25 protein-coding genes and 1 tRNA gene are annotated in these 25,899 nt (G+C 65.8%); 21 read left to right on the top strand and 5 right to left on the bottom strand.

Going from position 1 to position 25,899, the window contains the following annotated elements:
• Positions 1-9: 9 nt before the first annotated feature.
• The 7 genes from radA (at position 10) to PK98_RS04820 (ending at position 7,348) form a co-directional block, all read left to right on the top strand.
• Positions 10-1,377: a DNA repair protein RadA gene (gene radA, locus PK98_RS04850; protein WP_039096259.1), complete on the top strand. Its 1,368-nt coding sequence runs from the start codon at positions 10-12 to the stop codon at positions 1,375-1,377.
• 11 nt (positions 1,378-1,388) lie between these two features.
• Positions 1,389-1,910 (top strand): CvpA family protein, encoded by a 522-nt coding sequence (locus tag PK98_RS04845; RefSeq protein ID WP_039094694.1) that lies wholly within the window; start codon positions 1,389-1,391, stop codon positions 1,908-1,910.
• Between the two features lie 26 nt (positions 1,911-1,936).
• Complete coding sequence (locus tag PK98_RS04840) at positions 1,937-2,368, top strand: iron-sulfur cluster assembly scaffold protein (RefSeq protein ID WP_235425400.1); 432 nt, start codon at positions 1,937-1,939, stop codon at positions 2,366-2,368.
• A 2-nt stretch (positions 2,369-2,370) separates the two neighbouring features.
• Positions 2,371-3,984, top strand: a complete 1,614-nt coding sequence (locus PK98_RS04835) for an MFS transporter (protein WP_039094692.1) — start codon at positions 2,371-2,373, stop codon at positions 3,982-3,984.
• Positions 3,984-5,033, top strand: a complete 1,050-nt coding sequence (gene alr / locus PK98_RS04830) for an alanine racemase (protein WP_039094690.1) — start codon at positions 3,984-3,986, stop codon at positions 5,031-5,033. The genes PK98_RS04835 and alr overlap by 1 nt, the downstream gene beginning before the upstream one ends.
• Positions 5,034-5,106: 73 nt before the next feature.
• Positions 5,107-5,703: a polyhydroxyalkanoate synthesis repressor PhaR gene (phaR, locus tag PK98_RS04825; protein ID WP_052208045.1), complete on the top strand. Its 597-nt coding sequence runs from the start codon at positions 5,107-5,109 to the stop codon at positions 5,701-5,703.
• 103 nt (positions 5,704-5,806) lie between these two features.
• The gene (locus PK98_RS04820; RefSeq protein ID WP_039094688.1) at positions 5,807-7,348 is read left to right on the top strand and encodes an aminoacyl--tRNA ligase-related protein; all 1,542 of its coding nucleotides are present in this window, start codon (positions 5,807-5,809) and stop codon (positions 7,346-7,348) included.
• Here PK98_RS04820 and PK98_RS04815 read toward each other — a convergent pair whose 3' ends face one another.
• Entirely contained in the window at positions 7,349-8,542 is a 1,194-nt protein-coding gene (locus PK98_RS04815) for an MFS transporter (protein WP_039094686.1), read from the bottom strand.
• 148 nt (positions 8,543-8,690) lie between these two features.
• On the opposite strand from PK98_RS04815, the gene PK98_RS04810 reads away from it, so the two are divergent.
• The gene (locus tag PK98_RS04810; RefSeq protein WP_039096256.1) at positions 8,691-10,961 is read left to right on the top strand and encodes a ribonuclease R family protein; all 2,271 of its coding nucleotides are present in this window, start codon (positions 8,691-8,693) and stop codon (positions 10,959-10,961) included.
• 108 nt (positions 10,962-11,069) lie between these two features.
• Positions 11,070-11,441 (top strand): cupin domain-containing protein, encoded by a 372-nt coding sequence (locus PK98_RS04805; protein ID WP_039094683.1) that lies wholly within the window; start codon positions 11,070-11,072, stop codon positions 11,439-11,441.
• 30 nt (positions 11,442-11,471) lie between these two features.
• On the opposite strand, the gene PK98_RS04800 is transcribed toward PK98_RS04805, so the two are convergent.
• Positions 11,472-11,924: a universal stress protein gene (locus tag PK98_RS04800; RefSeq protein ID WP_039096255.1), complete on the bottom strand. Its 453-nt coding sequence runs from the start codon at positions 11,922-11,924 to the stop codon at positions 11,472-11,474.
• 146 nt (positions 11,925-12,070) lie between these two features.
• Here PK98_RS04800 and PK98_RS04795 point away from each other — a divergent pair, with 146 nt between their 5' ends.
• From PK98_RS04795 to PK98_RS17205, 4 genes are all read left to right on the top strand, one after another.
• Entirely contained in the window at positions 12,071-13,399 is a 1,329-nt protein-coding gene (locus PK98_RS04795; protein WP_039094681.1) for a pyruvate dehydrogenase complex dihydrolipoamide acetyltransferase, read from the top strand.
• 52 nt (positions 13,400-13,451) lie between these two features.
• Positions 13,452-13,784: an acyl-CoA thioesterase gene (locus PK98_RS04790; RefSeq protein ID WP_081996150.1), complete on the top strand. Its 333-nt coding sequence runs from the start codon at positions 13,452-13,454 to the stop codon at positions 13,782-13,784.
• Positions 13,785-13,856: 72 nt separating this feature from the next.
• Positions 13,857-15,272, top strand: a complete 1,416-nt coding sequence (lpdA, locus tag PK98_RS04785) for a dihydrolipoyl dehydrogenase (protein ID WP_039094679.1) — start codon at positions 13,857-13,859, stop codon at positions 15,270-15,272.
• Positions 15,273-15,340: 68 nt separating this feature from the next.
• The gene (locus PK98_RS17205) at positions 15,341-15,493 is read left to right on the top strand and encodes a hypothetical protein (protein ID WP_162835547.1); all 153 of its coding nucleotides are present in this window, start codon (positions 15,341-15,343) and stop codon (positions 15,491-15,493) included.
• A 9-nt stretch (positions 15,494-15,502) separates the two neighbouring features.
• Here PK98_RS17205 and PK98_RS04780 read toward each other — a convergent pair whose 3' ends face one another.
• The 3 genes from PK98_RS04780 to PK98_RS04770 form a co-directional block, all read right to left on the bottom strand.
• Positions 15,503-15,847: a response regulator gene (locus PK98_RS04780; RefSeq protein WP_081996039.1), complete on the bottom strand. Its 345-nt coding sequence runs from the start codon at positions 15,845-15,847 to the stop codon at positions 15,503-15,505.
• Positions 15,848-15,985: 138 nt separating this feature from the next.
• Entirely contained in the window at positions 15,986-18,430 is a 2,445-nt protein-coding gene (locus tag PK98_RS04775) for a glycogen/starch/alpha-glucan phosphorylase (RefSeq protein WP_052208043.1), read from the bottom strand.
• A 100-nt stretch (positions 18,431-18,530) separates the two neighbouring features.
• Positions 18,531-18,620: transfer RNA gene (locus PK98_RS04770), tRNA-Ser, on the bottom strand.
• A 117-nt stretch (positions 18,621-18,737) separates the two neighbouring features.
• On the opposite strand from PK98_RS04770, the gene PK98_RS04765 reads away from it, so the two are divergent.
• From PK98_RS04765 to PK98_RS17005, 8 genes are read left to right on the top strand one after another with little or no spacing between them, the layout of a single operon-like run.
• Positions 18,738-19,760, top strand: coding sequence for a lytic murein transglycosylase (locus PK98_RS04765; RefSeq protein WP_039094675.1), 1,023 nt, complete (start codon positions 18,738-18,740; stop codon positions 19,758-19,760).
• Between the two features lie 25 nt (positions 19,761-19,785).
• Positions 19,786-20,994 (top strand): D-alanyl-D-alanine carboxypeptidase family protein, encoded by a 1,209-nt coding sequence (locus PK98_RS04760; RefSeq protein WP_235425399.1) that lies wholly within the window; start codon positions 19,786-19,788, stop codon positions 20,992-20,994.
• Positions 20,991-21,629, top strand: a complete 639-nt coding sequence (gene tmk, locus PK98_RS04755) for a dTMP kinase (protein ID WP_039094673.1) — start codon at positions 20,991-20,993, stop codon at positions 21,627-21,629. The genes PK98_RS04760 and tmk overlap by 4 nt, the downstream gene beginning before the upstream one ends.
• Entirely contained in the window at positions 21,623-22,582 is a 960-nt protein-coding gene (locus tag PK98_RS04750; RefSeq protein WP_039094671.1) for a DNA polymerase III subunit delta', read from the top strand. Before tmk ends, PK98_RS04750 begins: the two co-directional genes overlap by 7 nt.
• Positions 22,575-24,110, top strand: a complete 1,536-nt coding sequence (gene metG, locus PK98_RS04745; protein ID WP_039094669.1) for a methionine--tRNA ligase — start codon at positions 22,575-22,577, stop codon at positions 24,108-24,110. Before PK98_RS04750 ends, metG begins: the two co-directional genes overlap by 8 nt.
• Positions 24,110-24,901, top strand: a complete 792-nt coding sequence (locus tag PK98_RS04740) for a TatD family hydrolase (RefSeq protein WP_039094667.1) — start codon at positions 24,110-24,112, stop codon at positions 24,899-24,901. The genes metG and PK98_RS04740 overlap by 1 nt, the downstream gene beginning before the upstream one ends.
• Positions 24,898-25,665 carry an MBL fold metallo-hydrolase gene (locus tag PK98_RS04735; RefSeq protein WP_039094665.1) on the top strand — a complete coding sequence of 256 codons (768 nt, stop codon included), beginning with the start codon at positions 24,898-24,900 and terminating at the stop codon, positions 25,663-25,665. The genes PK98_RS04740 and PK98_RS04735 overlap by 4 nt, the downstream gene beginning before the upstream one ends.
• Position 25,666: 1 nt before the next feature.
• A complete protein-coding gene (locus PK98_RS17005; RefSeq protein ID WP_161792404.1) occupies positions 25,667-25,834 on the top strand; it encodes a hypothetical protein in 168 nt (55 codons plus the stop codon).
• Positions 25,835-25,899: the final 65 nt, after the last annotated feature.

Below are 25,899 nucleotides of genomic sequence, written 5' to 3'. Positions count from 1 at the left end.
ATGATCGGCATGGCCAAGGCGAAGCGACGGTATGTCTGCACCGAATGCGGCAGTGTCGCGCATCGTTGGCAGGGGCAGTGCGTCGACTGCTCGCAATGGAACACGCTGGTGGAGGATGCGCCGGCCACGGTGTTCTCGACAAAGCATGACCTCTCCACCGGCGGCCGTGCAGTCACGTTCGAGGCACTCGATGCACCCACCGTGCCGCTCTCCCGCCGCACGACAGGTCTGGCGGAGTTCGACCGGGCGCTGGGCGGCGGCATCGTGCCCGGTTCCGCCATCCTGATGGGTGGCGAACCGGGGATCGGCAAGTCGACGCTGCTGCTGCAGGCGGCGGCCAGTGTGGCCCGCAGCGGTGCGCAGGCGGTGTATATCAGCGGCGAGGAAGCGACCGGGCAGGTGCGCCTGCGTGCCGTGCGGCTGGGCCTAGCCGACGCACCGCTGAAGCTGGCGGCCGCCACCAACGTTCGCGACATCCTGACCACGTTGCATGATGACGAGCCGCCCGCCTTGCTGATCGTCGATTCGATCCAGACCATGCATTCCGACACGATCGAGGGAGCGCCTGGTACCGTCAGCCAGGTGCGCGCATCCGCGTTCGAGCTGATCCGTTACGCCAAGGAGAACGGCGTCGCGCTGGTACTGGTCGGCCATGTCACCAAGGACGGCACGATCGCCGGCCCCCGCGTGCTCGAGCACATGGTCGACGTGGTTATGAGCTTCGAAGGTGAGCGGAGCCACCAATATCGCATTCTCCGCAGCCTGAAGAACCGCTTCGGCGCGGTGGACGAGATCGGCGTGTTCGCGATGGAGAGCGAAGGGCTGGAGGAGGTCGCCAATCCTTCCACCCTGTTCCTGTCCGGCCGGGAGGACCCGGTCGCCGGCACATCCGTGTTCCCCGCAATGGAAGGTACCCGGCCGGTGCTGGTCGAGATCCAGGCGCTGATCGTGCGCCTGCAATCGGGCGCCACGCCGCGCCGCGCAGTGGTCGGCTGGGACAGTGGCCGGCTGGCCATGCTGCTGGCGGTGCTGGAAGCACGCTGCGGGCTGAGTTTCTCCAGCGCCGAGGTCTATCTGAACGTCGCTGGCGGCTATCGCCTGTCCGACCCGGCGGCTGACCTGGCCGTGGCCGCCGCGCTGGTCAGCGCGCTGGCGGACAAGCCGCTGCCGTTGCGGGCGATCTGGTTCGGCGAGGTCTCGCTGTCGGGCGAAGTGCGCGCGGTGGCACATGCGCCCTTGCGTCTGCGGGAGGCGGCCAAGCTCGGCTTCGACCAGGGCAACGGACCGGTGGACAATGCAAAGGCCGGGGCGAGCCTGCACAATCGCCACCTCAACAGCCTCGCCAACCTCGTTGACCGGATCATGGGCGGGCAATAGGCACTGCGACCATGACGGGTTTCGACATCTTCGCGCTGCTGGTGGTGGGGTTCTGTGCCGTTGGCGGCCTGTCACGCGGCTTCGTGCAGGAGGCGCTGTCGCTGGCCGCCTGGATCGTGGCGATCATCGCCATCCGCCTGTTCCATACCGACCTGACGCAATGGTTGGTCGATCCGGTCGGCAGCACATCGGGTGCGGCCGTGCTGGCCTTTGCCGTGCTGCTGCTGGTGCCGTATCTGGGCCTGCGACTGCTTGCCACTCATGCGGGCAAGAACTCCCGCCGGTCCGCGCTGGCGCCGTTCGATCGCGTGCTGGGGTTCGGCTTCGGCATGCTGAAGGGCTTCGTCATCGTCATCATGGCCTTTTCGCTGCTGGTGCTCGGCTACGACACGATCTGGGGTGCAAGTGGCCGGCCAGACTGGCTGATCGAGGCGCGGACCTATCCGCTCGTCAATGCCAGTGCCGACTGGATGGTCGATCTCATCCGCGAACAGCGCGCCATGCTGGACGGGGTGGAGGACGCGGCGACGTGAGTGCGGCGAAGCTCTACACGGCAGAGGTGCTGGGTCTGGCGGTAGAGCTTGCCGCCTTTCCGCCGCTTGCTGATGCCTCGCTTGCCGGTGATGCGCGCGCATCGGCGTGCGGCAGCACATTGAGCATCGGCCTGAGGCTCGATGCTGCCGGACGGGTCGAAGCCCTGGGCTTGCAGGTACGTGCCTGTGCCATCGGTCAGGCGGCGGCTGCCCTGTTCGCCCGCGATGCCATCGGACAGAACGCGGATACGATCCTCGCAGCGCAGACCCGGATTGCGCAATGGCTGGCCGGCGAAGCCGCGTTGCCGGGCTGGCGGGATCTTGCCATGCTGGAACCTGCGCGCGCCTATCCGGGCCGGCACGGCGCCATCCTGCTGCCGTGGCAGGCGGCGGCTTCCGCCCTGTTCGCGCGCGCCGTCCCCGGCCTAACCGTCAGCCAGCACTGCAGGGGAGGGTGACAATGGCGAGTGAGGCGATCACGCATGCGCCGGACGCGAAGGAGATCCGGCTGGTCATCGCCGCATCCTCCGCCGGTACATTGTTCGAATGGTACGACTTCTTCATCTATGGCACGCTGGCGCCGTTCATCGCGGCGGCGTTCTTCCCCAGCGACAATGCCACGCTGTCGCTGCTGCTCACCTGGGCGGGGTTCGCCATCGGGTTCGGCTTCCGCCCGCTGGGTGCGGTGCTGTTCGGCTACTGGGGTGACCGGCTGGGGCGCAAATACACCTTCCTGGTGACGGTGGTGCTGATGGGCATCGCCACGGCAGGCGTCGGGCTGATCCCGGCCGAGACTTCGATCGGCCTGGCCGCTCCGGTGATCGTGATCCTGCTCCGCATTGCGCAGGGGCTTGCGCTGGGCGGCGAATATGGCGGGGCGGCGACCTATGTGGCGGAACATTCCCCGCCGGAGAAGCGCGGCTTCTATACCGGCTTCATCCAGGCCAGCGTGGTTGCCGGTTTCGTGCTCAGCGTCGCGGTGGTGCTCGGCTGCCGCGCCCTGATCCCGGCGGAGGAGTTCGCCGCCTGGGGTTGGCGTGTGCCGTTCCTGCTGTCAATCGCGCTGCTCGCCATCTCCTTGTGGATGCGTCTGAAGCTGAAGGAGAGCCCGGTATTCCGCGCCATGAAGGCGGAAGGGCGGACCAGCGCCAACCCGTTCGTGGAAAGCTTCACCTATTCCGGCAACAAGCGCCGGATCCTGGTGGCGCTGTTCGGGGTGACATGCGGCCTGACGATCACGTTCTACACGGCAGTGTTCGCCTCGCTATCGTTCCTGAAGGGACCGATGCGGGTGGACGATACCGTGGCCGAGGTGCTGGTGGGCATCGGCGCGCTTGCCTCCGTTGGTACGCTGGTGTGGTTCGGTCGCCTGTCCGATCGGATCGGACGCCGCAAGCCGATCTTGTGGGGCTATCTCGCGGCCATCGTGTTGCTGTTCCCGCTCTTCTGGGGCCTTGGCGCGCTGGCCAATCCGCCGCTGGCGGCGGCGCAGCGCGCGCATCCGATCACCTTTGCGGGTCCGGGCTGCGCGTACGACCCGCTGGCCAGCCGGCAGGCAAGCGAGTGCGCGCGATTGCTGGCCAGCCTGGCCGATCGCGGTATTCCATATGAAGCGGGCGAGGCGTCGGCGCTGTCGGTCGGTTTCGGCCCGGCACGCTTCGGCCTGGGTCCGGACACGGATGGCAATCTGGCGCTGATCGAACGCGAACTGGCGGCGCGCGGCTTCACCGGCCCGGACCAGGTACCGCCCGCGGCCAACATGATCGGGATCGTGCTGATCGTCTTCGTGCTGGGCGCGCTGACCGGCGCGACATTCGGGCCGGTGGCGGCCTTGCTGACGGAGATGTTTCCGGCGCGGATCCGGTATTCCTCCATGTCCATCCCCTACCACGTCGGGGCTGGGTACTTCGGGGGATTCCTGCCGTTGATCTCCGCCTATATCGTTGCGCGCACGGGTGATCTGCTGGCCGGGCTGTGGTACACGTTCGTGCTGCTGGTCGTGGCACTGGTGGTCGCCTGGTTCGGCCTGCCCAAGGGGCCGCCGCGCGATTTCGTGGAAGAAGACCGAGCCTGATGCAGTCACCCCCCGCACCCTTGCGCCTGCGTATCGACCGTGCGGCGCTCGCCGGCAACTGGCGCGTCCTCGATGGCATGTCGGGCACGGCGAGCGCCGGGGCTGCGGTGAAGGCGGATGCCTATGGCTTGGGTGTCGCGCACGCCGTGCCGATCCTGCGTGATGCCGGCGCCCGCGACTTCTTTGTCGCGCATTGGTGTGAAGTGGCGGCGATGCTGGACCATGTGCCACCTTCGCAGGTCGCCGTGCTGCATGGGCCGGTCACGACCGAAGATGCCGCTTTCGCCCATGCCACAGGTGTGCGGCCGGTCATCAACAGCGTGCAGCAGGCACGGCTGTGGCTGGCGCTCGGTGGGGGCGCATGCGACCTGATGGTCGACACGGGCATGAACCGGCTCGGCCTGCCGCCCTCACAGCTGGCCGAGCCGGACATTGCGCGGCTCCGGGTGCATACGCTCCACTCCCATCTGGCTTCGGCAGACGAGGATAGCGTGCAGAACCGCCAGCAGCTTAGCCTGTTCGCGCAGGTGGCCGCCGCCCGGACGGCACAGCGGCGCGCGTTCGCCAACAGCGCCGGGATTGCGCTGGGGCGGGACTATGCCTTTGACCTGACCCGGCCCGGTATTGCCCTGTATGGCGGCGTACCGCGGGCCGAACTGGCGGACGCGATCCGGCAGGTCGCCTTTCCACAGGTGCGCATCATGCAGGTTCGTCAGCTGCAGACGGGGGATCACGTCGGTTATGGGGGTGTGTTCGTGGCGCCGCATGCGATGCGGGTCGCCACCGTGGCGTTGGGCTATGCCGATGGATACCTGCGCAGCTGGGACGGCCGGGGCATGCTGCAGGCCGGGGCCGAGCAGCTGCCGCTGCTGGGGCGGGTGTCGATGGACATGGTGGTGGTCGATCTGTCCGCTATCCCCGATCTTGGCCCGGGCGACTGGCTGGATCTGCCCTACAGCCTGCCTGTTGCTGCGCAGGGCGGCCAACTCACGCAATATGAGTTGCTCACCTTGCTCGGTCCCAGGTTGGAACGCTTTGTAACCGATTAGGCGAGCATTTTGTTGCACCGCATATGCTGCAAATGCTAAGTGCAGCATCGTCGCAAACGTAAGGGGATGCCGCATGGCAGCAGAGGACGCGGACAGGGCAGAACCCAGAGCGGAGCCTATTGTCATCAAGAAATACGCCAATCGGCGGCTCTATAATACCAGCACATCCAGCTACATCACGCTGGATGATCTTTCGCGCATGACCCGTGAAGGCCTCGATTTTCGGGTGCTCGACGCGAAGACTGGCGGCGATATCACGCACGCCATCCTGACCCAGATCATCATGGAAGAGGAATCGCAGGGCGAGCAGATGCTGCCGATCAGCTTCCTGCGCCAGCTGATCGGCATGTATGGCAATTCCATGCAGGCGATGATGCCGTCCTATCTGGAAGCAGCGATGGACAACTTCCGGCAGAACCAGCGCAAGCTGCAGGATAGCTGGGGCGCGACGCCCGGCTCCGATGCCTTTACCAAGATCACCGAAACCAACATGGCCATGATCCAGGCCGCGGCCGAAGCCTTCATGCCGCCGGCGGGACGGGCCAGCCGGGCTGCCGAGGCGCAGTCTGCGGCTGCGGCGCCGACTGCGGCCGCCGGTGACAGCGAGCTGAAGCTGCTGAAGGCGCAGATGGAAGCCATGCAGAAGAAGCTGGACGAACTGGGCAAGTAAGCCGCAGGGGGCAGGGGCGGGTGCTCCCAGCGTTTGCCCCCTCGACAGGTCGGGCAAGCGCGGGCAAGGCCCGCCTCCATCCGACCCCAGCCGAAAGCCTGCCATGTCCGCCATCCGCCACGCCCTGACCACCCGCCGCGCCGACGATTTCGCCGGCTGGTACCAGGAAGTCGTATCCGCTGCCGATCTGGCGGAGGAATCCGGTGTGCGCGGCTGCATGGTCATCAAACCATGGGGGTACGGCATCTGGGAACGGATGCAGCGTCTGCTGGATGCCCGCATCAAGGATGCCGGCGTTGACAACGCCTACTTTCCGCTGTTCATCCCGCTGGCCAATTTCACGCGCGAGGCGGCGCATGTCGAAGGCTTCGCCAAGGAGATGGCGGTTGTTACCCATCATCGCCTGATCGCGGACGGCAAGGGCGGGCTGGTGCCCGATCCGGAGGCCAAGCTGGAAGAACCGCTGATCGTGCGGCCCACCAGCGAGACCATCATCGGCGATGCCATGGCGCGCTGGGTGCAAAGCTGGCGCGACCTGCCGTTGAAGATCAACCAGTGGGCCAATGTGGTGCGCTGGGAGATGCGCACCCGCATGTTCCTGCGCACCAGCGAATTCCTGTGGCAGGAAGGCCATACCGCGCACGAGACTTCCGAGGATGCCCGGATCGAAACCATGCGTGCGCTGGAAATGTACCGCGCTTTCGCGCAGGACCAGTGCGCCATCCCGGTCATCGCCGGTGAGAAGCCGGAGAACGAGCGTTTCCCGGGCGCGGTGGAGACCTGGTCGATCGAGGCTATGATGCAGGACGGCAAGGCGCTGCAGGCGGGCACCTCGCATTATCTGGGCACCAGCTTTGCCGATGCGTCGGGCATCCGCTTCCAGGATCGCGAAGGCACCCAGCAGCTGGCGCATACAGTCAGCTGGGGCATGTCGACGCGCATGATCGGCGGCCTGATCATGACGCACGGTGATGATGACGGGTTGCGCGTACCGCCGCAGATCGCGCCGTGGCAGGTGGTTATCCTGCCCATGCTGCGCGGGGATGACGGGGACGCTGCGCTGCTGGAATATTGCGAGGCGTTGAAGATCGCTGCCACCAAGGAGTGGGCGTTCGACGAGAAGCTGCGAATCCTGCTGGACAGCCGACCGGGCAAGGTGGCGGCGAAGCGGTGGGATTGGGTGCGCCGCGGTGCGCCGGTCATCATCGAGGTCGGCCCGCGCGACATGGAGCAGGGGCGCGTCAGCCTGCTGCGGCGCGACCGGCTGTGGAACGCGGCCGGCAAGGCTGATTTCACCAATCCGCAACGCGAGGAGGCCACCGGTTCGCTCTCGGCCGTCCTGGCAGACATTCAGGCCAGCATGTTCGCTGGTGCGGTGGAGCAGCGTGACGCCCGCATTGAGCGCGGGATCACCGGGTTCGAGCAGCTGGCCGCCTTCTTTGCCGAGGACCAGCACCAGCCGGGCTGGGCCGAGGTGCAGTGGGCGCGGCCTACCGGCACCGAACTGGAGCAGGTCGTCGAGCGTCTTAAGGCGCTGAAGCTGACCTTCCGCAACGTGCCGCTGGATGCTGCCGCCGCCGACGGACCATGCCTCTTCACCGGCGCGCCTGCGGTCGAGCGGATCCTGGTCGCCCGCGCCTACTGATCAGGCGGTGAGGGCGACTTCCGTGCGCTGACGCTGGTACAGGGCCAGCGTCAGCAGCAGGACAACAAGCCCCGCCAGCGACAGTGCCGTCCCGATCCAGCCGGTCGCCGGCAGACCCCAGCCGGCGCCGATCGCCAGTCCGCCCAGCCAAGGGCCAAGCGCATTGGCGAAGTTGAAGGCGCTGTGATGCGCTGCGGCAGCCAGCGCCTGTGCGTCGCCCGCCACGGTCATCAGGCGGGCCTGCAGCACCGTACCCCAGCCGCCGGAAAAGCCGATCGCGGCGACGACCGGGATCAGGGCCCACAAATTGCTGGCGGCCATTGGGAACAGCGCGCAGGCACCGGCGCTGAACGCCAGCGCGATCACGGCGGAGCGTGTGCCGATGCGATCGCCCAGCCAGGCCCAGAACAGATTGCCGGCTGTCATGCCGGCGCCGAACACCGCCAGGACCAGCGGCACCGTCGCCTCGCGCACGCCTGTCACCTGGATCAGGGTGGATGCGACATAGGTGTAGACGCAGAACAGCCCGCCAAAGCCGATCGCGCCGACCAGCAGCGTCAGCACCACCTGCGGCCGCCGCATTGCACCCAGCTCCCGCATGGGGCTGGCATCGCGGTCGGCGGACTGGTGCGGCGCGAACAGGAAGACCAGCACCACGGTCAGCAGCGCGAGAGCGGCCACGATCGCGAAGCCGCTGCGCCAGCCGAGTACCTGCCCCAGCGCATTGGCGGCCGGCACGCCGATCACTGTCGCAAGCGTCAGGCCCGTCATCACCCAGGCGACCGATTGCGCCCGCCGCTCCGGTGCGACCTGCGAGGCGGCGACAAGCGCGGCGATCCCGAAATAGGCGCCATGCGGCAGGCCGGCCAGGAACCGGCACGCCAGCAGCACGCCATAGCTGTCGGCAAAGGCGGACAGGCCGTTACCGATCGCGAACAGCCCCATCAGCCCCATCAGCAGCGGTCGGCGGGCGATACGCGCGGACAGGACGGCGATGACCGGAGCCCCGACCACCACGCCGAGCGCGTAGGCGCTGATCGCGTGGCCGGCCTGCGGCTCGGTCAGCCCCAGGTCACGGGCGAAGAACGGCACCAGGCTCATCGCGGCGAATTCGGCCGTGCCGATGGCGAAAGCGCCCATGGCGAGCGCCAGAATGACCAGCGCCACGCGCGGCGCCCGATCGACTTCCATCATGAACTGCGAAACCCATTATTGTTGCAGCGCAGCAAATAGCGTGCGCGGCCGCTGGTACAAGCCGCGCACGCACCAGTCGCAGGCTGCCGTGCGATTGCATCCGGGAGGCACCGTTGCGACATCGCTCCGCAGTCCGCATATGGAACGCATGTCTTCGCGCCCCCAGCAGCACGGCTTGCCTTCCCGGCAGCAGATCATCGACTTCATCGCCAGCAGCGACACCACCGCCGGCAAGCGGGAGATCGCCCGCGCTTTCGGCCTGAAAGGGCAGGAGCGGATCCAGCTCAAGCATCTGCTGCGCGACATGGCCGAAGAGGGGCTGATCGATGGCGGCAAGACAGCCTATCACCGGATGGGCGGCGTTCCCAAGGTGTCCGTGCTGCGCGTGGTGGTGGTGGAGGATGGCGAGGCGATTGCCGTTCCGGACAGCTGGCAGCCTGACGATGCGACCCCGCCGCCCCGCCTGCGCCTGAAGGAGCAGAAGCGCGGTTCGGCGCTGGGCGTGGGTGACCGCGTGCTCGCCCGGACGGAGGAGACAGGCAAGGGCTGGATCGCCCATCCCATGAAGGTGCTGCCGAACAAGCACGAGGCGGTGCTGGGCGTCGTGGAACTGGATACCGCCGGCAAGCCGTGGCTTGCACCGGTAGACAAGCGGATCCGCAACTCCTCCCCGATCGCCGATCTGGGCGGAGCGGAGGAAGGGCAGCTGGTACTTGCCGAGCCGGCCGGCCGGTCGCCGCGTTCCGGCGTCAAGGTGACGGAGGTGCTGGGCGATCCGCTGGCGCCCCGTGCCTATTCGCTGATTGCGATCCACAAGCATGGCATCCCGTACATCTTCCCCGAGGAGGCGATTGCTGAGGCGGAGAAGGCCGCCAGGCTGTCGCTGAGCGAGGAGCACCGGCAGGATCTGACGGATCTGCCAATCGTCGCCATCGACCCGGCGGATGCCCGCGATCACGATGACGCGATCTGGGCCGAACCGATCCCGGAGGAGCAGGGTGGCGGCTGGCGCGCGGTCGTGGCCATTGCCGATGTATCCTTCTACGTCCGGCCGGGTGGCGAGCTTGACCGGGAGGCTCGTCGGCGCGGCAATTCGGTCTACTTCCCCGATCGTGTCGTGCCGATGCTGCCGGAGGTGCTGAGCGCGGATGTCTGCTCCCTCAAGGAAGGCGCACGGCGGGCCGCCATGGTCTGTCATATGACGATCACGCCGGACGGGCGCGTCGTCGACTGGTTGTTCAAGAGAGCCTTTGTTCGCATCCATGAAGTGATCGCATACGAGGATGCGCAGGCCCGCATCGACGCTGGCAGCGCTGCGGACCACCTGAAGAATTTGTGGGATGCCTGGCACGCGCTGAACAGTGCGCGCATGGCGCGCGATCCGCTGGAGCTGGAGCTGCCCGAGCGACGGGTGACGCTGGACGAGCAGGGCCGCATCGCGGAGGTCGCCTTGCGCGAGCGGCTGGACGCGCATCGCGTGGTCGAGGAATTCATGATCGCGGCCAATGTCGCCGCGGCCAAGGCGCTGGAAAGCAAGGTCGCACCAGTGGTTTACCGCATCCACGAGCCGCCCACGCGCGAGAAGCTGCTCGCCCTGAAGGAGTACTTCGCCACCATCGGGCAGAAGCTGGCGCTGGGTCAGGTGATCACCCCCAGCCTGTTCAACCGCATGATCCGCGACGTGACCGACCCGGGCGAGAAGGCGCTGGTGATGGAGGCGGTGCTGCGCAGCCAGACGCAGGCCTATTACGGACCCGCGAATGTCGGCCATTTCGGGCTGTCGCTGGGATCCTATGCCCACTTCACCAGCCCCATCCGCCGTTATGCCGACCTTCTGGTGCACCGCGCCCTGGTGGACGCTTTCGGGTTCGAGCAGCCCAAACCCGTAAACGGCCTGCCGCCGACGACAGGCCTGTCAGACCGCGACCGTGACGATCTGTCCCGCATCACCGATGCGATCAGCCAGACCGAGCGTCGTGCCATGGAGGCGGAGCGCGACACGATCGACCGCTACGTCGCGGCATGGCTGGCCGGGCGGGTAGGGGAGGTATTCTCCACCCGTATCACGGGGGTCGCCAAGTTCGGCTTCTTCGCTACGATCGCCGGCTTCGGCGGAGACGGCCTGGTGCCGGTGTCGACGTTGGGCCGGGAATATTTCCGCCATGACGAGGCCGCCCGCGCACTGGTGGGAGAGGATAGCGGGATGCGGTACGCCGTCGGCGACCTGCTCGACCTGCGGCTGGCAGAAGCCAATCCGCTGACCGGAGCGTTGAAGTTCGAGGTGCCGGATGGTGAAGGCGCATCGGTGGAGCCGCGCGGCAGCCGGCCACACGAGAAGCGGCGCAGCCCTGCTGGCCGTCATGCCGCCGGCAAGCGCGGGCGCCCCGGCAACATCCGTCATCAGGGGCGCCGCAAGTAGGCATATCGGCGGCAATCCCCTGCCGAACGCCAAAGGTGCGCCGGACCCGGAACCCGCATCCTTGGCTGGCGGTTGAGAGCGCGTACACCAACAGCAGGAGATGCGCATATGGCCGTGTTCAACAAGGACATCATCGCCCAGACCACCAAGAACACGCACTGGCAGAAGGAAGTCTACTACGACGAGCAGTGCCAGATCGTGATGATGCACATCGAACCCGGCATGGATATCGGCGAGGAAACCCATGAGGCGGACCAGACCACGTTCTTCGTGTCCGGTGAAGGGCAGGCGGTGATCGATGGCAGCAAGACCAAGGTCAGCGAAAACCACCTGATCGTGATTCCCAAGGGCGCCAATCACAACATCATCAACAAGGGTGACGAGCCGCTGAAGCTGTTCACCATCTACTCGCCCCCGGCCGAACCCGAAGGCGTAAGCTTCAAGACCAAGGAAGAGGCTGAGGAAGCCGAAGATGATTGATCCTGTTCGCCTGACCTGACGGGGCGCTGCTCAGCTCAGCCGGTCGATCTCTTCATCGGAGAGGCCGCCCGGCACAATGATCACGGGGCAGGGCAGCGCCCCCGCAGCCGCGGCGAAGTGCGTGACGAGCGGGCCAGGTCCGCCGTCACGGGCCGCGCCAAGCACCAGCGCCGCCACTTCCGGATGTTCGGCGAGATGTTCGTTGATGACCGTCTTGGCATCACCCAGTCGCACGGTGATCTGCGGAAACCTGCCGACTTCCGTCATCAGTTCCCCTGCGGCGCTGGAGGCGAGCGCTTCCGCTCGATCGTGCGCTTCTTCCTCGATCGTGGCCTGCACCCCGCCGAAGGCATTGAACGCCTGTCGCGGCACCACTGCCAGCAGGTGCACTGTGCCGTTGGTATCGGCTGCGCGCCGGGCGGCGAAGCGCAAGGCGCCACGCGCTTCCTCGCTGTCGTCGATGATCACCAGATAGACCCGCATGGTCGGCGCCCCCGTCCCGTTACCCTCGTCTTTTCCCGACCGGTTCATCGGGCAAAGCAGATGGAGGTGCAAGCGGCGCTTGAACGAGGCGCACAAATTGGCCAGAGGATGCCGCAAGGTTTTCTGAAGGGATCACAAGCACCGCCATGTCCATTGCCATCCGGATGCCCGCATTGTCGCCCACCATGGAAGAGGGGACGCTGGCGCGTTGGCTGGTCAAGGTCGGCGACAAGGTGTCCAGTGGTGACATCATGGCCGAGATCGAAACCGACAAGGCGACCATGGAGTTCGAGGCGGTGGATGAAGGCGTGATCGCCGACATCGCCGTTGCCGAGGGCACCGAGGGCGTGAAGGTCGGCGCCGTAATCGCGACCCTGGCCGAGGAGGGCGAGGACGTCGCCAGCGTGAAGCCGGCCTCTTCCGGCAATGCCGCTTCCGCCGAACCGGCGCAGGGCGCATCATCCGGTCAGTCGCAGGATGTTGCGGGCACCGATGCCAAGGCGCAGTCACCGTCACCTGCTCCCACTCAGGCTCCGGCACAGTCGAGCACCGGCGGCGCGCGCGTGGTCGCGTCCCCTCTGGCCAAGCGGCTGGCGGCAGCGGACGGCATCGACCTGGCTGGCGTGAAGGGTTCGGGTCCTGGCGGGCGTATCGTCAAGGCGGACCTCGCGGGTGCCAAGTCCGGCGCTGCCCCTGCCGCCCAGGCTGCTCCGGCGCCTGCTGCTACCCCGGCACCCGCTCCGGCGCCGGCCGCGACCCCGGCCATCCAGGCGCAGGATTTCGGCATTCCGCACACGGAGGACAAGCTGTCTTCCATGCGCAAGACCATTGCCCGCCGTCTCTCTGAGTCGAAGCAGCAGGTGCCGCACATCTACCTGACGGTGGATATCCGCCTCGATGCGCTGCTGAAGCTGCGCGGCGAGCTGAATGGCGCGCTGGCACCCCAGGGCGTGAAGCTGTCGGTCAACGACATGCTGATCAAGGCACTGGCCAAGGCCCTGACCGTAGAGCCCAAGTGCAACGTGCAGTTCGCCGGCGACAAGCTGTTGAGCTTCACCCGCGCGGATGTCTCCGTGGCGGTGTCGATCCCCAGTGGCCTGATCACGCCGATCGTCAAGGATGCCGGCAGCAAGGCGATCAGCGCCATCAGCACCGAGATGAAGGATCTGGCCGGCCGCGCACGCGAGGGCAAGCTGGCGCCGGAGGAGTACCAGGGCGGTACGGCATCCCTGTCGAACATGGGCATGTACGGGATCAAGCAGTTCCAGGCGATCATCAACCCGCCGCAGGGCATGATCATGGCGATCGGCGCGGGCGAGAAGCGTCCGTACATCGTCGACGATGCGCTGCAGATCGCCACCGTGATGAGCGCCACCGGCAGCTTCGATCACCGCGCGATCGACGGCGCAGACGGTGCGGCGCTGATGAAGGCGTTCAAGGAATTCTGCGAAGCGCCGCTCAGCCTTGTCGCCTGAGGGCGGCCAGGTGGATCAGGCCCATCGCGATCCGGCCATCCGCGTCACCGCCATGCCGGCGGATACCAACGCGTATGGCGACATCTTCGGCGGCTGGCTGCTCAGCATGATGGACAGCGCCGCCGGGTTGACTGCGGCGCGGTACTCCCATGGCCGTGCAGTGACAGTGGCGATGGACGGCATGCAGTTCCACGAACCGGTGAAGGTGGGAGACGAGGTGTCCGTCTATACCAGCATCGAGCGTGTGGGACGCACCAGCATGACCATCGCGGTGGAAGCATGGCGCCGGGCGCGTCATGTCGACCATGCCGCCAAGGTCACGCAGGCCAAGTTCACGTTCGTCGCCATTGACGAAGCGGGGCGGCCGCGGCCTGTGGAAGGCTGAACATGCGGAGCGGCGCCACCCATATCGGCCAGACGGCCGCCAACCGATCACATCATTTCAGGAGCAATCCAAGTGGCTGAACAATACGACGTCATCGTGCTGGGTTCGGGTCCGGGCGGCTACGTTGCCGCCATTCGCTGCGCGCAGCTGGGCCTGAAGACCGCCATCGTCGAGCGCGAACTGCTGGGCGGCATCTGCCTCAACTGGGGCTGCATCCCGACCAAGGCGCTGCTGCGTTCGGCCGAGATCATGCATTACGCGCAACATGCCAAGGATTACGGCCTGAAGATCGCCGGGCAGATCGAGGCGGATCTTGACGCCGTGGTGAAGCGCAGCCGCGGTGTGGCCAGGCAGCTGAACCAGGGCGTCACGCACCTGATGAAGAAGAACAAAATCGCCGTCCACATGGGCACGGGCACGCTGACCGGCGCGACCAGCCTGACGGTAAAGAGCGACAAGGGTGAGGAGCAGCTGAGCGCCAAGCACATCATCGTCGCCACCGGCGCGCGTGCGCGCGACCTGCCTTTTGCCCCTGCGGACGGCAATCGCGTGTGGACGTACCGTCACGCCATGACCCCCGGCGAAATGCCGACCAAGCTGCTGGTGATCGGTTCGGGCGCGATCGGGATCGAGTTCGCCAGCTTCTACAACGACATGGGCGCAGACGTGACCGTGGTCGAGATGCTGGACCGGATTGTCCCGGTGGAGGATGCCGACATCTCCGCAGCGCTCGAGAAGTCGCTGACAAAGCAGGGCATTGCAATCCGGACCGCCACTGCGCTGGAGGAGCTGAAGGTCTCCGACGCCGGCATCTCCGCCAAGCTGAAGGGCAAGGATGGCAAGATCGAACAAGGCGAGTACAGCCATGTGATCGTCGCCATCGGCATCGTCGCCAACACCGAGAATATCGGCGTCGAGAAGCTGGCGGACATGGATCGCGGCTTCATCCAGATCGATCCGTATGGCCGGACCAGGAGCAAGGGCCTGTGGGCGATCGGCGATTGCGTGCCCGGCCCCTGGCTGGCGCACAAGGCCAGCCATGAAGGCGTGACCGCCGCGGAATCCATCGCCATCGAACTGGGCAAGGGCGAAGGGCTGCACCCGCATCCGCTGGACCGCAGCGCCATCCCGGGTTGCACCTATTGCCACCCGCAGGTCGCCAGCGTCGGCCTGACGGAAGCCAAGGCGAAGGAAGCCGGGCATGCCGTCAAGGTCGGCAACTTCCCTTTCATCGGCAATGGCAAGGCCATCGCGCTGGGTGAGCCGGAGGGATTCATCAAGACCGTGTTCGATGCCAAAACCGGCGAGTTGCTGGGTGCCCACATGATCGGTGCGGAAGTCACCGAACTGATCCAGGGCTACACTGTCGGCAAGGTGCTGGAGACGACGGAGGCCGAGCTGATGGGCACCATCTTCCCGCACCCGACCCTGTCCGAGATGATGCACGAGAGCGTGCTTTCCGCCTACGGCAAGGCGCTACATATCTGATCATTCAGGGAACGTCGGCGTCTCCTGATGTGTTGGCAGAACACACTTCAGGAGGCATCGATTTCGAGATGAGCGACAAGCCCGATCATCTGGCGGCCGACAAGGACGACAGCAAGACCATCAAGGATCACAAGGCGCTGGAAAACCAGTCGTCCGTGTCTCCCGAGGACTATCCCGATCTGAAAGATCGCGGACTGCACATCCCCAAAGACAAGAAATGAGGTAGAGTTTCAGCCGGCAAGGCGGCTCAGGACGGCGGCTACCTCGCCAGACGAGTAGGGCTTCGATACGATCGGCACATCCTCGCCGGCGAGGCTGCGGTCGATGTCCGCACCAAAGCCGCTGGCGACCGCAAACGGGATGCCCTTCTTGCGCAATTCCTGCATCACGCCATAGCTGTCGCGATTGTGCAGCCGCAGATCCACGATTGCAGCGTCGGCCGTGACCTCCTCGACCATCTGCATGGCACGATCCACGCTTCCGGCTTCCCCGGCAACTTCATGCCCGGCCATCTCGACCATGTCGCACAGGAGCATGGAAATCATCGGTTCGTCTTCGACGAGTAGAACACGCATCTGGCAAGGCCCTTCGAGGTTCACCAGACGCGGATAAACAAATGTTTATCCCAGCTATTTCCGCTGGCGAATGTCATTAAGCGTTAATGCAACATCAGCCGTTAGTCGAGAAATAAGGTCCGGCCGGCGCCCGGCCGGTCATCCGTGCACCTGCCACACCTCCGCGGCATATTCGGCGATCGTGCGATCGGATGAAAACCAGCCCATGCCGGCCACGTTTCGAACCGCAGACGCCGCCCAGCCATCCCGGTCGCGCCAGCGCCGGTCGACGGCAGACTGCGCCGCGTCATAGGCAGCAAAATCAGCGAGCAGCATGTACCGGTCTTCGTTCAGCAAGCTGTCCACCAGCGTTGCGTGACGTCCGGCATCATCAGGGGACCATTCGCCCTGGCGCAAGGCGGCCAGCACCTGCTCGAGTTCCGGCAATCCTGCGAGCAGTTCCGTCGGGCGGTAGCCCGCACGCACCAAGGCGGCGACTTCTGCCGCTGTCATGCCGAAGATCTCCATGTCGGCAGCGCCGATATGATCCCGCATTTCGATGTTGGCGCCGTCCAGCGTGCCGATCGTCAGGGCGCCGTTCAGCGCCAGCTTCATGTTGCCGGTACCCGATGCCTCCATCCCGGCAGTCGAGATCTGTTCGGACAGGTCGGCCGCGGGCATGATCCGTTCGGCCAGGCTGACATTGTAATCCGGCAGGAACACCACCTGCAGACGACCTGCGGCCACGGGATCGGCATTGATCCTGTGCGCGACATCGTTGGCCAGCCGGATGATCTGCTTGGCGCGCGCATAGCTGGACGCCGCCTTCCCGGCGAACAGCTTGACCCGCGGTACCCAGTCGCCTTGCGGCCGGGCACGGATGCGTTCGTACAGCACCATGGTGTGCAGGATGTTGAGCAGCTGGCGTTTGTATTCGTGGATACGTTTAACCTGCACGTCAAACATGGCGTCCGGATCCAGCTGCAAACCGGTCGACGCTGCAACCTGCGCCACCAGCAGAGCCTTGTTGGCTCTCTTCACGCCGAGGAACCGCTCCCGGAAGGCCGCGTCGTCGGCAAGGCTCCGCGCGGCGGCGATGTGGCGCAGATCGTCCGTGAAAGCGGGTCCGATTGCGTCCCTAAGCAGGGCGGTCAGTCCCGGATTGCACCCGCCCAGCCAGCGGCGTGGCGTGATGCCGTTGGTCTTGTTGTTGATGCGCCCGGCATAGAGGCGGTTCAGGTCGGCGAACACGGTTTCCCGCATCAGCTGGCTGTGCAGCGCCGCGACGCCGTTCACGCTGTGCGATCCGGCAAAGGCCAGGTTCGCCATGCGCACCCGCCGTTCGCCCGCCTCGTCGATCAGGCTGACGGCAGCCACGCCCCGTGGGTCGAGTTCCGGATTGGTCCGTGCTTGCGCCAGCACGTCGGCGTTGATCCGGAAGATGAGTTCGAGGTGACGCGGCAGCAACCGGCCGAGCAGCGGCAGCGGCCAGCTTTCCAGCGCCTCCGGCAGCAGGGTGTGGTTGGTGTAGGCGAAGGTGCGGCGGGTAATATCCCACGCGGCTTCGTATGGCAGCTGGTGTTCGTCGATCAGCAGGCGCAGCAGTTCGGCCACGCCGATCGCCGGATGCGTGTCGTTCAACTGGATCGCCGCCTTGTCCGGCAGGGTGTCCAGCGTGCCGTGGCTGTGCAGATGACGCTGCACGATGTCCTGGATGGAGGCGGAGGCGAAGAAATATTCCTGCCTCAATCGCAACTCCTGCCCGGCAGGCGTGCTGTCATTGGGGTAGAGCACGCGGACCAGTGTCTCCGCCCGGGTCTGGTCGGCCAGTGCGCCGGTGAAATCGCCGCGGTTGAACACCTCCAGCTGCAGCGGGTCGATCGCCCGTGCCGTCCACAACCGCAGCGTGTTGACGTGCCGCCCGCGCCAGCCGACCACCGGCATGTCGACCGCGACCGCCTCCACCAGCTCTGCCGGCGTCCAGTGCACCCGGCCATCATCATCCCGCTGCCAGGCTCCGCCAAAGCCCACCCGGTGTACCGAGTCGCGCCGCTCTATCTCCCACGGGTTGCCATTCGCCAGCCAGGTCTCCGGCAGTTCGACCTGCTCCCCCGCCGGATCGATCCGCTGGCTGAACATGCCGTTGATGTAGCGTATGCCATAGCCGAACGCGGGCAGCGCCATGCTGGCCAGGCTGTCCATGAAGCAGGCGGCGAGCCGGCCAAGGCCCCCGTTGCCCAGCGCTGCGTCGGGCTCCAGTGTCTCGAGAGATGCCAGATCCACCCCGAGGCTGCGCAGGGCGTCGGCAACCTCGCCATCGCGGCCCAGGTTGCGGATCGTGTCGGACAGCAGCCGGCCGATCAGGAACTCCAGGCTGAGATAGTTTACCTGTTTCAGCCCGCGCTGCTGGGTGGCCCGTGTGCTGGCCACCCACCGTTCCACCACATCGTTGCGCACGGTCAGGATGGTCGCATCGAGCCAGTCCCGCGGCAGCGCATCGGCCGGTAACTTGCCGAACCGGTGCAGCAGCGTGCCGGCGATCTCGTCGGCCAACGCGTCAGCCGATCGCTCGATCTGCGGGGCGTGCTGCTGGGGGTGATGCATGAACCTAATCCTCCTGCCGGGCGAGGTGCCCCGGAAGCGTGGATCTAGCGAGTCATTCTTGACATTTGTTTGAACAAGGGTCCGCCATCGGGCGGAGAGCTGGCGGACAGGGTGGGATTCGAACCCACGGTGAGCGTGAACCCACGGCGGTTTTCAAGACCGCTGCCTTAAACCACTCGGCCACCTGTCCGTGCGCGACGCCGCTAGCTTGCGACGGCGGCAACGCCAAGCAAAATGGCGCGGCGGTGGAGCAGATGGGCAACTGGAAGGTTTGCACCGGGCCCATGCTTTTGCCACAAGGCCCGCCATGTTCCGTTTGCCGATCCGTCCGCTGTTCGCTGCCTGCTTGGCATTGTTCGCCTGTGTCCCCGCCTGTGCGCAGGATACGTCCTTCGACGCGTACCTGCAGCAGGTTGCGGCCAAGGCCCGCGATGCGGGGGTCAGCCAGGCGACCATCGCCAGTGCCTTTGCCGGCCTCACCCCAAATCAGCGCGTGATCGCCCTGGATGGTGACAACACGTCGTCGGGCGGTGCGGCTCGAGGTTTCCCGCCGCTGGCCCCATATCTGCAGAGCCACAACACGCAGGCGCGGATTGATGGCGGCCGGCGTGCCTACGGCCGTCTTCAGCCGCTCGCCGCGACCGTTGAGGCGCGTTATGGCGTGCCTGCGCCCATCCTGTTCGCCATCTGGGGGCATGAAACCTCCTATGGCGCGGTGCGCGGCAATTTCGATCTGGTGCGATCGCTGGCGACGCTGGCATGGGAAGGGCGCCGGCGTGAGCTGTTCGAAGGCGAACTGATCGACACGCTGCGCATCCTCGAGACGGGCATTCCGCGCCAGACCATGGTGGGCAGCTGGGCCGGTGCATTCGGCAACCCGCAATTCCTGCCATCCGTCTATCTGCGGCTGGCGGTGGATGGCGACGGGGACGGGGTACGCGACATCTGGACCAGCGAGCCGGATACGCTGCACTCCATCGCCAACTACTTCCGCGATGCCGGTTGGCGCCCCGGCCAGCCGTGGGGTGTGCGCGCCTATGCGCCGAACACCGTGGATCGGGCCGCACTCATGACCGAAGTGGTCGCGCCGATCTGTCCACGCGTCCATGTCCGCCACAGCCAGTGGCGGACGGTGGCCGAATGGCGCGCGATGGGCGTGACCCCGCAAGGTGCGATCGCTGATGATGCCATGGCGGCGCTGTTCGAACCGGACGGTCCGGCAGCGCCAAGCTACCTCATCACCCAGAACTATCGGGTGATCCTGGAGTACAATTGCTCGAACTATTATGCGATGAGCGTCGGCCTGCTGGCAGACGAGATTGCCCGCTGATCGTGCGGGGCTGAAGGATTACATCTTGAAGAAGTTGCTCGCGCTTGGCGCGCTGATCCTGTGTAGTGGCGTTGCCGTGGCGCAAGCACAGCGCGCGCCGGTCCCCACCCGCCCTGACATCCAGCGGCCAGCCATCATGCTGGCGCCGACAGCGGAAACGGCACCCGTTCCGGTTGAAGTGCCGGTCGCCTATCTGGTCGATCTGTCCAGCGGACAGGTGCTGTTCGAACGTGACGCCACGCGCCGCTTCGTGCCGGCTTCCGTAACGAAGGTGATGACGGCCTACAGCATGTTCAAACTGCTGGGCGCGGGCACGCTGAAGGCGGAACAGGTCGTCACGGTGCCGCGCGTGGTGGAAGAATTGTGGTCGGGCGAGGGCTCCTCCATGTTCCTGAAGGAAGGGGAGCAGGTCACGGTCGACCAGCTGCTGATGGGCACGACCACCGTCTCCGGCAACGATGCGGCAGTGATGCTCGCCCTGACCGCAGCTGGCAGCCTGCCCGGCTGGCTCGACCTGATGAACGCCAACGCGGCCGAACTGGGTATGCGCGACACGCATTACGGATCGCCCAACGGCTACCCAGACGAGGGCCGCACCTATTCCAGCGCGCGCGACCTGGCCCGACTGGCGGAGGCGATGGTCACCCGATATCCGCAGCTCTACAGCCGCTACATCGGCAATCACGGTTTCACCTGGCGCGGGATCACCCAGGCCAATCATGATCCGATCACCGGCCGGGTGGATGGCGCGGACGGCATCAAGACGGGCTACACCCGCCAGGCTGGCTACACCTTTGTCGGATCAGCGCAGCGTGGCGATCGACGGCTGGTGATGGTGCTGGGGGCCGTGCCGAACATCCCGCTACGCAATCAGGTTGCCCGGGATCTCATCGAGTGGGGTTTCGCCGCCTTCGACAGCCGCCAGTTGCTGGCCGCCGGCGCACGCGTCGGCCAGGCGCGGGTGCAAGGCGGCGCGGCGGATAGCGTGGCCTTGCGGACCGCTAGCCCCGTACTGACGAGCATGGCCCGAGGCGAAGTGGCCGACACCCGGATGGAGGTGCATTACCGCGGTCCGCTGGAAGCGCCGGTCAAGGCCGGCCAGACGGTGGCATTCCTGCGGGTCAGCGCCCCCGGTCAGATCGCGCATGACGTGCCGCTGGTCGCCGCGGAGGAGGTCGCGGAGGCGAGCCTGTTCCGGCGGCTGCGCAACGGTCTGGTCGGCTTCGTCTCGTGACGCGTCCTGCGGGTCGCTTCATCTCCCTGGAAGGCGGCGAGGGTGCCGGCAAGTCGACCCAGGCGCGGCTGCTGGCGGATACCTTGCGGCAAAGCGGGCTGGAAGTGCTGCTGACGCGGGAGCCGGGCGGTACGCCTGGTGCGGAGGCAATCCGCCAAATGCTGCTTGCTCCGCCGGCGCCAGGCTGGACTGCTGCGGCGGAGGCCCTGCTGTTTGCGGCGGCACGCGCCGATCATGTCGCACGGACCATCATCCCGGCGCTGGCGCGCGGAGCTTGGGTGGTGTGCGACCGCTTCCTCGACTCGTCGAGAGCCTACCAGGGCGGGGAGGGGGGTCTGGACGATGCCGACCTGCTGGCCATTCACCGCATCGGTTCGCACGGCTTGCTGCCGGGCAAGACCCTGCTGCTGGAACTCGGCGCCGATCAGGCGGGCGAGCGGCTGCATGCGCGCGACGGCGGCAGCAGCGATGCGATCGGCGGGCGGGACGCGGGCTACCACGCCGGCGTCGCAATCCGGTTCGCGGAACTGGCGGTCGCTGATCCGGATCGCTTCATCCGCATCGATGCCACCGGCAGCCCCGCGGCTGTGCACCACCGCATCTTGACGGCGATCGGCGCTCCGCATCCATGCTGACCGGCCACGACGAACCATGGGCCGAGTGGCAACGCGCCCTGGCCGGGCCACGGCTGCATCATGGCTGGATCTTGGCCGGTCGGCGCGGCATCGGCAAGCGCCACTTTGCGCTGGCTGCTGCCCGCATGCTGGTTGCGGAGGACGGGCAGCCGCAGCCTGCGGGCGATCATCCCGACATCCTCCTGCTGCAGCCATTGCCTGCCAACCCCGACGAAGAGAAGAAGCGGGACGAGGGCAAGCCCTACCAGACAAAGCGCAACATCGCGGTTGATCAGGTGCGCCAGATGCAGGGGCGCCTCACCACACGGCCCACGCTTGGCGCACGACGGGCAATCATCATCGACGCGGCCGACGATCTGGAGCCGGCCTCTGCCAATGCGCTGCTCAAGAGCCTGGAGGAACCGCCTGTCGGCAGTTACTTCATCCTGATTGCGCATCGCTTGGGTCGTCTGTTGCCGACTATCCGGTCGCGCTGCCGCATCCTCCAGTTTCCGGCGCTTTCCGCCGGGCAGATCGACGTGATCCTGCAAACCGAGGCGCCTCAGGCCGATGCCGCAGCACGGGCGGCGGCGATCGAGAGCGCAGGTGGCTCGCCGGGCACGGCACTGGACTTCGTCGAGCTGGATCTGGGCCCGATCCATCAGCTGATGCGCGAGATCGCCACCCATGGTGATCGCGACTTCTCCCGTCGCGGCCGCCTCACCGAAGCAATCGGGGTGCGACCTGACCGCAGGCGGCAGCTGGCGACCATCGATCTGGCGCGCGCGGTGGCCGTGTCACGCCTGCGCGATACTCCACCGGCGGCGCAGAGGCTACTGGCAGACAGTCATGCGCAACTGGTGCAACTGGTCGTGCAGGCGCCGACCCACAATTACGATCCCGGACTGCTGGTGATGGAAATCGGCGGCTTGCTCGCCCGGATGGCGGCCCCTAGGGAAGCCGCGCATGGCTGACCCATTCTATCTCACCACCGCGATCCACTATCCCAACGGCCGCCCACATCTGGGCCACGCCTACGAGACCGTGGCGGCGGACGTACTGGCCCGGTTCCAGCGAGCGCGTGGACGTGACGTCCGGTTTCAGACCGGCACGGACGAACACGGGCTGAAGATGGCGCAGAAGGCGCGCGATCTGGGCATCACTCCCCGAGCTCTTGCAGACGAGATGTCCGGACATTTCCGTGACCTGTTTGATGTTCTTGGGATCAGCTACGACCGGTTCTTCCGCACCAGCGAGGATGCGCATCACCTTGCCAGTCAAGCCTTGTGGCAGGCGATGGAGGCAAATGGCGATCTGTATCTGGACCGGTACGAGGGCTGGTACTCGGTCCGCGACGAAGCCTATTACGACGAAGCGGAACTGACAATCGGGGAGGGCGGTGAGAAGCTTTCGCCGCAGGGCACACCGGTAGAGTGGACGGCCGAGGAAAGCTGGTTTTTTCGCCTGTCCCGCTATCAGGAGCCGTTGCTGGCCTTGCTCCGCGATAATCCGGAGTGGGTCCGGCCGGATCGCAGCCGCAACGAGGTCATGCGCTTTGTCGAAGGTGGACTGAATGATCTGTCAGTCAGCCGCACCAGCTTCGACTGGGGCGTCAAGGTACCCGGTGCAGACGAGCATGTGATGTATGTCTGGGTCGACGCCCTGACCAACTATCTTACCGGCATCGGTTACCCCGACGACAAGGCCACGTTCGAGAAGTTCTGGCCGGCGGACCTGCACCTGATCGGCAAGGACATCGTGCGCTTCCACGCGGTGTACTGGCCGGCCTTCCTGATGAGCGCGGGCCTGCCGCTCCCCAAGGCAGTGTTCGCGCATGGCTTCCTGCTCAATCGCGGGCAGAAAGAATCCAAGTCGCTGGGCAATGTCACCGATCCGCTGGCACTGGCGGAGCGGTTCGGCGTGGATGTCCTGCGATATTTCCTGCTGCGCGAATTCAGCTTCGGGCAGGATGGTACCTGGTCGCCTGAGGCAATAATCAGCCGCGCCAACGCGGAACTGGCCAACAGTTTCGGCAATCTGGCGCAGCGCGTGCTGAGCTTCATCGCCAAGAACTGCGATGGCGAGGTGAGCGCCCAGGGCGAACCGACCGAAGCAGACCGGGCCTTGCAGGACAAGGTCGGCCATGCCTGTTCGATCGAGTTGCCGGAAGCGTTCGAACGGCTCGCCTTTGCCGCCGGGCTGGAGGCGTGGATGCAGGCGGTTTTTGCCTGCAATGCCTACGTCGACGAGCAGGCCCCCTGGGCGTTGCGGAAGACCGATCCCGTCCGGATGCAAACGGTGCTTCACGTCCTTTGCGACTGTATCCGCCGCTTGGCGATCGCTGTTGCACCGGTAGTCCCAAGTGCGGCCGAACAGCTGCTCGATGCACTGACCATCCCCGACGATCGACGGAATTTCGGCAGCTTGGCTGACGACACTCCGCTGTCGTTTCAGATCGACAAGCCGGTGCCGGTGTTCCCGCGGCTTGATCTGGGGGCCTGATGCTCGTCGACAGCCATTGTCACCTCAACTACAAGGGTGTGGTCGAGCGGCAGGCCGAGGTGCTGGCCAGCGCACGCGCCGCGGGTGTCGGCGGCTTCCTCAACATCTCTACCCGGCAGAGCGAGTGGGCGGACGTCATCGCCGTCGCAGATCGTGAGACTGACGTCTGGGCGTGTATCGGCATCCACCCGCACGAGGCTGACCAGCATCCCGATCTGACCGCGACCGACCTGCTGCAGCAGGCTGACCATCCGCGCGTGATCGCCTTGGGCGAGACAGGCCTTGATTACCATTACGACCATTCCGATCGCGCGCGGCAACAGACGCTGTTCCGGCTACATATCTCCGTGGCGCGGCAGACCGGCCTGCCAGTGGTAATTCACACCCGCGATGCGGAAGAAGATACGCTGGCGATCCTGCGGGAGGAGCTGGGGGAGGGTGCCTTTACTGCTCTGATCCACTGCTTCACCGGCACGCCGGCATTTGGCCGGGCAGTGCTGGATCTTGGCCTGGCGATCTCGATTTCCGGCATCGTCACGTTCAAGAACGCCCGTGAATTGCAGGACTTTGCCCGCGAAATCCCCGCCGACAGATTGCTGGTCGAAACGGACAGTCCGTTCCTGGCGCCAGTGCCGCATCGCGGCAAGATGTGCGAACCTGCTTACGTGCGGGACACCGCCCAGTTTGTGGCGACCTTGCGAAGCGAGCCGCTGGAGCAGTTGGCCGGAGCCACAACCCGAAACTTCCACGCTCTGTTTACCAAGGCGGTACCGGCGCAGGCGGCGGCATGAAACTGATCATGCTGGGATCCGGAACGTCGACCGGCGTGCCGCGCATCGGCAATGACTGGGGCGATTGCGATCCGTCCGAGCCGCGTAACCGACGCACGCGGGTGTCGATCGTCGTGGAAAGCGCCGAAGGTGCGCGGCTGCTGGTCGATACGGGGCCGGACCTGCGCCATCAGTTGCTCGACAATGACATTGGGCGGGTAGACGCCGTGTTCTGGACGCATGATCACGCCGATCATACGCATGGCATCGACGATCTGCGAGCTCTGCGCTTCGGTCGGTATGGTCCTATTCCGGGGTTCGCCGATACCGAGACAGCACGGCGGCTACGCAACCGGTTCAGCTATGTTTTCGCCGGGCAGTTCGGCTATCCCACTATCGTGGAACTCGACACGCTTGATCGGGTGCGGATCCAGTCCGGATTTGCGGTGGACTGGTGCGAGATGCCGCATGGGCCGATCAGCAGCACCGGCCTGCGCTTCGAAGCCGATGGCAGATCACTGGGCTATGCGACCGATTTCTCGGAGATTACCGACGAGATGCTGGATCTGTTCGACGGTGTGGACGTGCTGGTGGCCGACTGCCTGCGCCGCGAACCGCATCCGAGCCACTCGCACCTGACAATGACGCTCGACTTCGCGCATCGCTGCCGTGCCGGCACCACGATCCTGACGCATCTGGACAAGAGCATGGACTACGCGACGCTCTGCAGCGAGCTTCCTGCTGGTGTCATTGCCGGGCACGACGGTTTGCAGATGGACGTCTGAGATGAGCGAGGCGGCGCTGGTTTCGATTGTGGCAATGCTCGCATGGCTGGTGCTGATCTGGCGTTCCGGCGCGCTGCGAAACATCAGCAGCCATCGCAAGATGATTTTTGCGGCGGTCTGGATCTCGATCTTCGCGATCATCGCGCTGGTCTTCCGTTCTGCGACATGACACTTCTGACTCAAGCGTGATTTTACATAATATCGATTATCGTCCTTAATGGTGTAGACGCAAGT

This window comes from Croceibacterium mercuriale (assembly GCF_000802385.1).
Lineage (GTDB): Bacteria > Pseudomonadota > Alphaproteobacteria > Sphingomonadales > Sphingomonadaceae > Croceibacterium > Croceibacterium mercuriale.
This window is presented reverse-complemented; position numbering and strand designations above follow the sequence as displayed.

What these genes read in the sequence shown, in the direction of transcription:
- PK98_RS04795 (WP_039094681.1), top strand. Translation starts at nt 12,071, where the DNA reads ATGTCCATTGCCATCCGGATGCCCGCATTGTCGCCCACCATGGAAGAG.
- PK98_RS17005 (WP_161792404.1), top strand. Translation starts at nt 25,667, where the DNA reads ATGAGCGAGGCGGCGCTGGTTTCGATTGTGGCAATGCTCGCATGGCTG.
- phaR (WP_052208045.1), top strand. Translation starts at nt 5,107, where the DNA reads ATGGCAGCAGAGGACGCGGACAGGGCAGAACCCAGAGCGGAGCCTATT.
- PK98_RS04820 (WP_039094688.1), top strand. Translation starts at nt 5,807, where the DNA reads ATGTCCGCCATCCGCCACGCCCTGACCACCCGCCGCGCCGACGATTTC.
- PK98_RS04790 (WP_081996150.1), top strand. Translation starts at nt 13,452, where the DNA reads ATGCCGGCGGATACCAACGCGTATGGCGACATCTTCGGCGGCTGGCTG.
- PK98_RS04835 (WP_039094692.1), top strand. Translation starts at nt 2,371, where the DNA reads ATGGCGAGTGAGGCGATCACGCATGCGCCGGACGCGAAGGAGATCCGG.
- metG (WP_039094669.1), top strand. Translation starts at nt 22,575, where the DNA reads ATGGCTGACCCATTCTATCTCACCACCGCGATCCACTATCCCAACGGC.
- alr (WP_039094690.1), top strand. Translation starts at nt 3,984, where the DNA reads ATGCAGTCACCCCCCGCACCCTTGCGCCTGCGTATCGACCGTGCGGCG.
- PK98_RS04845 (WP_039094694.1), top strand. Translation starts at nt 1,389, where the DNA reads ATGACGGGTTTCGACATCTTCGCGCTGCTGGTGGTGGGGTTCTGTGCC.
- radA (WP_039096259.1), top strand. Translation starts at nt 10, where the DNA reads ATGGCCAAGGCGAAGCGACGGTATGTCTGCACCGAATGCGGCAGTGTC.
- PK98_RS04805 (WP_039094683.1), top strand. Translation starts at nt 11,070, where the DNA reads ATGGCCGTGTTCAACAAGGACATCATCGCCCAGACCACCAAGAACACG.
- PK98_RS04765 (WP_039094675.1), top strand. Translation starts at nt 18,738, where the DNA reads ATGTTCCGTTTGCCGATCCGTCCGCTGTTCGCTGCCTGCTTGGCATTG.
- PK98_RS04780 (WP_081996039.1), bottom strand. Translation starts at nt 15,847, where the DNA reads ATGCGTGTTCTACTCGTCGAAGACGAACCGATGATTTCCATGCTCCTG.
- PK98_RS04750 (WP_039094671.1), top strand. Translation starts at nt 21,623, where the DNA reads ATGCTGACCGGCCACGACGAACCATGGGCCGAGTGGCAACGCGCCCTG.
- PK98_RS04740 (WP_039094667.1), top strand. Translation starts at nt 24,110, where the DNA reads ATGCTCGTCGACAGCCATTGTCACCTCAACTACAAGGGTGTGGTCGAG.
- PK98_RS04810 (WP_039096256.1), top strand. Translation starts at nt 8,691, where the DNA reads ATGTCTTCGCGCCCCCAGCAGCACGGCTTGCCTTCCCGGCAGCAGATC.
- PK98_RS17205 (WP_162835547.1), top strand. Translation starts at nt 15,341, where the DNA reads ATGAGCGACAAGCCCGATCATCTGGCGGCCGACAAGGACGACAGCAAG.
- PK98_RS04815 (WP_039094686.1), bottom strand. Translation starts at nt 8,542, where the DNA reads ATGATGGAAGTCGATCGGGCGCCGCGCGTGGCGCTGGTCATTCTGGCG.
- PK98_RS04735 (WP_039094665.1), top strand. Translation starts at nt 24,898, where the DNA reads ATGAAACTGATCATGCTGGGATCCGGAACGTCGACCGGCGTGCCGCGC.
- PK98_RS04800 (WP_039096255.1), bottom strand. Translation starts at nt 11,924, where the DNA reads ATGCGGGTCTATCTGGTGATCATCGACGACAGCGAGGAAGCGCGTGGC.
- PK98_RS04775 (WP_052208043.1), bottom strand. Translation starts at nt 18,430, where the DNA reads ATGCATCACCCCCAGCAGCACGCCCCGCAGATCGAGCGATCGGCTGAC.